This window comes from Dyella sp. (assembly GCF_035486915.1).
Lineage (GTDB): Bacteria > Pseudomonadota > Gammaproteobacteria > Xanthomonadales > Rhodanobacteraceae > Dyella_B.
This window is the reverse complement of the sequence record NZ_DATHMR010000095.1, coordinates 1-6,540: the sequence shown is the minus strand read 5'-3', so window position 1 is coordinate 6,540 and position 6,540 is coordinate 1. Positions and strand designations below refer to the sequence as shown.

At 58.0% G+C, this 6,540-nt stretch carries 6 protein-coding genes; 3 read left to right on the top strand and 3 right to left on the bottom strand.

The features are described from left to right. The 3 genes from VK725_RS07550 to VK725_RS07540 all read right to left on the bottom strand — a co-directional run. On the bottom strand, positions 1-730 hold a 730-nt coding region (locus tag VK725_RS07550; RefSeq protein WP_325317446.1), incomplete at its 3' end, for a bifunctional transcriptional activator/DNA repair enzyme AdaA. An 83-nt stretch (positions 731-813) separates the two neighbouring features. Beyond that, positions 814-1,356 carry a cytochrome b gene (locus tag VK725_RS07545; RefSeq protein ID WP_325317445.1) on the bottom strand — a complete coding sequence of 181 codons (543 nt, stop codon included), beginning with the start codon at positions 1,354-1,356 and terminating at the stop codon, positions 814-816. Continuing rightward, on the bottom strand, positions 1,356-2,444 hold the full coding sequence (locus tag VK725_RS07540; protein WP_325317444.1) for a catalase family peroxidase: 1,089 nt from the start codon (positions 2,442-2,444) through the stop codon (positions 1,356-1,358). The genes VK725_RS07545 and VK725_RS07540 overlap by 1 nt, the downstream gene beginning before the upstream one ends. A 320-nt stretch (positions 2,445-2,764) precedes the next feature. Here VK725_RS07540 and VK725_RS07535 point away from each other — a divergent pair, with 320 nt between their 5' ends. The 3 genes from VK725_RS07535 to VK725_RS07525 form a co-directional block, all read left to right on the top strand. Further along, positions 2,765-4,276, top strand: a complete 1,512-nt coding sequence (locus VK725_RS07535; RefSeq protein WP_325317443.1) for a DUF4034 domain-containing protein — start codon at positions 2,765-2,767, stop codon at positions 4,274-4,276. 77 nt (positions 4,277-4,353) lie between these two features. Next, positions 4,354-6,024: a urocanate hydratase gene (hutU, locus tag VK725_RS07530; protein WP_325317442.1), complete on the top strand. Its 1,671-nt coding sequence runs from the start codon at positions 4,354-4,356 to the stop codon at positions 6,022-6,024. Between the two features lie 172 nt (positions 6,025-6,196). Further along, positions 6,197-6,540: GFA family protein (locus tag VK725_RS07525; protein ID WP_325317441.1), on the top strand; the 344-nt coding region annotated here is incomplete at its 3' end.

Sequence of the window (6,540 nt, the reverse complement as noted above, 5' to 3'; positions counted from 1 at the left end):
CGGCAGGGCCGAAAACGCGGGAGTAACTTTCATCATCGACCACTTCGATACCGGGCAACGCACGGCCACGCAAAAACGTAAGCATGGAAGGGAAATCGTAGGGTGGTCGATAGTTGAGCCGCAGACTCAGGCCATCATCGCTACCCGCATTCGGATGGCGCCGCAAATCGCGTGGAGCAATGCGATTGGCTTGCGCGAATGCCGCGTTGAAACGCCGTAAGCTGCCGAAACCCGATGCCAGCGCCACATCGGTCACCGGCATGCGCGTTTCCGTCAGCAATTGCTTGGCGAACAGCAAGCGGCGCGTTGTATGGACATCGATCGGCGGCGCGCCCAGGCGCTCCACAAACAAACGCCGCAGCTGCCGCGCACCGACGCCCACGCGTCGCGCAAGCTCATCGATGGGATGATCCTGCAGCAGGCCGCCTTCAATAAGCTTCAACGCACGCGTGACAACATGATCGCCACGCTGCCACGCATCATTGCCTGGAGCGAGTTCCGGCCGACAACGCAAACACGGGCGAAAACCGGCTGCTTCGGCCGCCGCGGCGGTGGCGAAAAAGTGGATGTTTTCAGATTTCGCCGTCGGTGCAGGGCAAACGGGGCGGCAATAGATGCCAGTGCTGCGAACGGCGATGAAGAACAGGCCGTCAAAGCGTGCATCGCGGCTCAAACGGGCCCGTTCGCACGCCTGCTGATCGAGCATGGGGGTGGGGGCTGCCTCGGACATGTGCTCAGGCTAGCACCCCTAACACCCCAAAACTCGCCGTTTTCGGACATCGATGCCCATGCCGATTTCGGCGTTGTCTCCGGCTACCTCGGGCGGTTGCCGATCATGCTCCACAGCACGCCATCACGACGGATCAATCCGTGATAAAGCGCGGCACCGAGGTGAGCAAGAAACGTGAGGAACAACAGCATCGCGAGCCACGCGTGGGTGTGCCGCAGAATCGCAAACGCGACGGGGCTCACGGGGAAAATCGGCGGCAAGCGCAGCGAATGGCCCAGCATGACGGGATAGCCGCCTGCTGAAAGCATGGCCCAACCCACCAGTGGGATCACGAGCATCAGTGCATACAGCAACCAGTGCGATGCATGCGCCGCGAGCTTTTGGATCGCTGGCAGATCGGCAGGCAGCGGCGGTGGCGGGTTACGCAAACGAACAATGAGCCGAATTATCGCAAGAATTAGAATCGTAATGCCCAGCGGTTTATGGATGCTGATTAGCCATGCATGCCGCTCCGAAACCGACGCCACCATTCCCACGCCGATAAACAGCATCGTCAGAATCAGCAAGGCGATCAGCCAATGCAACACGCGCGCGGCAAGCACAAATTGTGTGGAGGTCGTTTTCATCACTTGGCCTCCGGTTTTGTTTGCGTTTGAGCTGTGCCCGGCAGATGGGCCTCTTCGCTGGTACGGCGCAGATACGATGTGGCATACGCAGCGGAGCGGGCAGGCAGCAAGGGATCGTCCGATGCTTCGATACCGTCGGGCAGCACCAGCGGATCGTAATTGATATCGCGGCAAGGGCCGCTTTCCTGCGGCTCCGTGCCTGTCAGTACCAGTGTGCCTGCATCGATATCGCGACGGTCCGAAGGCCATTCTTTCGTCGCATCGTTGGTCGGATCGCCGGGATTGGCGAGTGTCACCATCAGATGCCAGCGTTGCGGGCCTTTGGCGAGTCGTTGTGCGAGATCGGCATCCAGATAGTCCGGATCGCTGCCGCCAACGGCTGCGTCAGTCGCTTCTGGCACCATGCGCCAACGCACTGCATGCTTTTCGCCATTGGCATCGACAAATTCAAACGCGTTCAGGCTCCAATAACTGTCAGTTACGTAGCTCGCTGAAGGCTTGGCCGTCTTCACCCATGTAAGAAACGCGGACGTTTCCGGATGCGCGCCGAAGAATGCCTTTAGCTTCGCCGGATCCGGTTTGCCTGTTGCAGGGTCCGGCTGCTGCGCTTGCAGCAGTTCGTAGAACGCTTGCGGAGTGGAAACGGGAAACACCGGCATGCTGTTCATGCCCGTGCGCCACTGCTGGCCATTCGCCAACGCAAAGCGCATCGCCATGCTGCGAATGGGCGCGCTGCTGTCGGGCGCATAAGGGTTGCCAACCGGAACCGCAAAACGCCCAACAACCGGTGTGCGTCCCGATGCAAATATCCCTGCGACGGAATACGGTTGCGCTTGACCGTTGCTGTCGAAATAGCCGGTGACACAAACACCTTTGGCATGGTTGCGCCGATAACCGGGAAACACACCTGCATTCGCTTGGAGCTGATTCACCATGCGTTGCGCGGTGAGCCGGTGCGGTGCCAGCCAGCCGCCGACGTATCCGAAGGCAAGTAAGACGAGCAATAACACTACAGCAATAAAAACGCCGCGTAGCGCAACGCTAATACGACTGAGTGGTGCGCTCGAAGAAGAGGGTACGGTTTGCATGAGAACAAATCCTCGTCGGTAGATTCTTCATGCCCTGCCAGACCATTGTGCTACGAGTCGCAAAGGAATGTGTTTCCAGGACATAAAAATCACTTTCGCCGGGGACACAAGAGCGGTTACATACCCTTCCGTGGCCATCGCATCTGGTATGCGGAAAGCGTTTAATATGGATCGATCAGGGATAGGGGGCGATCGTGACAAAACGTGTGAAGTGGCTATTGGTATGCTTAGGCGTTTTGTGCTTAGCAGCACTGTATTCGTTTCGGGACTTTTCGTCGGTAAGCGCCAGACACCTGTCGCCTGCTCAACCCGAACCGTTGGTGGTGCAGGCGGCCAGGGACTTCCCGCGATCCAGCGTTCATATCTTTTCCGACGCGGAATTGAAAGCCTTTGTTGCGGAGGCTACTAAAGCGGAAACCATCAGCGATCCGATGCAGCGCTGTTTGGCATACCCCGATCCGCCAGGTAGCCATTGGACGCATGCGGCGGTCGTGTCGTATTGCCAATACCGCCTGACGCCGGTCGTTACGTTCGATCAAGTCAGATCATTTATTGAACAGGGAAAATCGGCGGAACTTGACCGCGTCATGGCCGATGCACTCAACGCGCAGTACACACCACCCTATGCGTATGGTCGACTCGAACATATTTTCGCTAACGATTTTGACAATGGGTCACTTGATATCCGCCCCATTCTGGATGCGTGGAAACGTGATTCTCCAAACAGCGCTTTCGCGTATGCGGCTAGCGGTTATGCCTATGTGGCTATGGCGCATGACGCGCGCGGCAGTGATTACATAAATCGGACATCGCAAGACAAAGTGGATGCCATGGAGAGGCTACTGCAGCGAGCCGATACTGATCTTCAAAAGGCGATCTCCATCGAACCGCGTATAACGCCCGTATATGCGGCGATGATTCATGCGGGTGGCCTGGAGCTGGGTAACGAGTACGCCATGAACGCGGCGCAGCAAGGGCTGCGCCAAGATCCCGGTAGCTGGCTCATCTATAGGCAGCTGCTGTGGCTCGGTATGCCGCAATGGGGCGGGTCATTGACGGTTCTGCATCGCATAAGCGCGGACGCTGTCACGCACACGGCGATGAACCCCTTGCTGGCGATGGTGAAGAACAGTGCTTTGGTCTACGAGGCCAACGTTGGCAATTGTGATTGCGGCTTGCCGGCGCTTCCCTACGAATTCCCCTATGTGTTGGACGAGTTGGCGTCCAGTACCGTGCTTGCGGCAGCGGGTCGTACTAGTTGGCAACAAAACATGCCTTCGATAGCGGTGGTCTATCTTTCCGAAGCGTTGCGCTTCGCTCCGGAGATGACGGATGCACGATTCCAACGGGTAGGGGCGCTCGCCGATGCTGGGATGACCGAGGTGGCATTAAGGCAAATTAATCAGTTGCTGGCCGTCGATTCGCATAATTACGACGACTATCAACAGCGCGCGTACATCTATCTTCTTCAACACGATTACGCGAACGCAGAAAAAGACCTTGGCACAATGCTGACGCTCAAACCCGCCGATCGTTGGTCACTTGAGCAACTTGCGTCGATGTACGTCAATCAGACGCATCAATGGGACAAAGGATGGAATGTTGCCGGTCAGCTCATGCAGGACATTCCCGATGATCCGGAAGGTTGGGTATTTCGGGCGACTATCGAACAGCAGCAACCGCGCGATGGTTTGGCCGAAACGGTGAACGATGCTATTGCTCATTTTGGCAATGACCCACGTCAACGGGGTACGTTGGCACGTCTGAAACGCATGCTGACGCCTGGTGCCAAACCCAACATGGGAAGTGGGACGCCGACGGCATCCCGCTAGAAGGGCGACAAACGCGGCCTTAAGGCGAGGGGAGGCTGCTCGCCTTATACTCGTGGTCTGCCTTACCGGAGACCGTCATGAACGCCCCCACCCGCATCGACACCACCCGCACCATCCACGCGCCACGCGGCTCGGAACTGACCTGCAAGAGCTGGCTCACCGAGGCCCCGTACCGCATGCTCCAGAACAACTTGGACCCGGCCGTGGCCGAAAATCCAGCCGAGTTGGTGGTGTACGGCGGCATCGGCCGCGCTGCGCGCAACTGGGAGTGCTTCGATGCCATCCTGCGCGCGCTACGCGATCTCAACGACGACGAAACGCTGCTGGTGCAATCGGGCAAACCCGTTGGTGTATTTCCCACGCACCCCGACGCACCACGCGTACTGATTGCCAACTCCAATCTCGTGCCGGCATGGGCCAACTGGGAACACTTCAACGAGCTCGATAAGAAAGGCCTGATGATGTACGGCCAGATGACGGCCGGGTCGTGGATCTACATCGGCTCGCAAGGCATCGTGCAGGGCACCTACGAAACCTTTGTGGAGATGGGTCGCCAGCACTACAACGGCAGCCTCAAGGGCAAGTGGATTCTCACGGCAGGGCTGGGTGGCATGGGCGGTGCGCAACCGCTTGCCGCATCGCTTGCCGGCGCGAGCAGCCTCAACATCGAATGTCAGCAGAGCCGCATCGATTTCCGTCTGAAGACGCGTTATGTCGACGAGCAAGCGACCGATCTCGACGATGCGCTCGCGCGCATCGAGAAATACACCAAGTCCGGTGAAGCCAAGTCCATCGCGTTGCTGGGCAACGCGGCCGACGTGCTTCCGGAGCTTGTGCGTCGCGGCGTGAAACCCGACGCGGTGACGGATCAAACCAGCGCGCACGATCCGGTCAACGGTTATCTGCCGCAGGGCTGGACGGTCGAGCAGTGGTTCGAGCGCCGCAAGAGCGATCCGAACGGCACGCGCGACGCGGCCAAAAAATCCATGAAGAAGCACGTGGAAGCCATGCTTGCGTTCCATGCGCAAGGTATTCCCACGTTCGATTACGGCAATAACATTCGGCAGATGGCGAAAGACGAGGGTTGCGTCAACGCATTCGATTTCCCTGGTTTCGTTCCTGCCTTCGTGCGCCCGTTGTTTTGCCGTGGCGTAGGTCCGTTCCGCTGGGTGGCGTTGTCGGGCGACCCGGAAGACATTATGAAGACCGACGCCAAAGTGAAGGAGCTGATTCCCGACGACAAGCACCTGCACAACTGGCTCGACATGGCCGAGCAACGCATCAGCTTCCAGGGCTTGCCGGCGCGCATCTGCTGGGTGGGTTTGGGGCAGCGCCACAAACTCGGCCTGGCATTCAATGAAATGGTACGCAACGGTGAACTCAAAGCGCCGATCGTGATTGGACGCGATCACCTCGATTCAGGCTCCGTAGCCAGCCCCAACCGCGAAACCGAAGCCATGAAAGATGGCAGCGATGCCGTGTCCGACTGGCCGCTGCTCAACGCCATGCTCAACGTTGCCGGTGGCGCAACGTGGGTCAGCCTGCATCATGGGGGTGGCGTAGGTATGGGGTACAGCCAGCACAGCGGCGTGGTCGTCGTGTGCGATGGCACCGCCGCTGCCGACAAGCGTATCGCGCGCGTGCTGTGGAACGATCCCGGTACGGGTGTGATGCGCCATGCGGATGCCGGTTATGAGGTTGCGGCAACGTGTGCGAAAGAGCAGGGCCTGAAATTGCCGATGATCTGATGCGGCAATTTGCAATCCAAAAGTGAGCCATTACACCCTCATCTTTGAGGGTGTAATTTTTTCCAAGGTAGGCTTGTCGTATAAATACGCGATGCAAGCAATAAGCAAGTCATTGCTTCAGGAGCGATGGTTGAACTTTAAGAAATAAAGCGAGCATTTCTTCGAGGTTTTCATGTCGACCAAAACTGCGGCCTGCTTTTGCGGGCAACTCAGCATTGAAGTTCAAGGCGAGTCTCTGGGTGGCGGTGTTTGTCACTGTCTTGCTTGCCAGCAACGAACGGGGAGCGTTTTCGCCACGCTTGCCGCTTATGCTGCCCCCTACGAGGTTTCTGGCATCGCTACGGAATTTGTCCGTACGGGTGATGAGGGAGCTACGTTTCGATTCAGGTTTTGCCCGATTTGTGGTAGCAATGTATTCCACACGGAGGAAGGTAATGACACTATCGTGTTGGTTGCGGTCGGTGCATTTGCGGACCCCAATTTCCCTGCGCCTGAAGATTCTGTTTACGAGTGCCG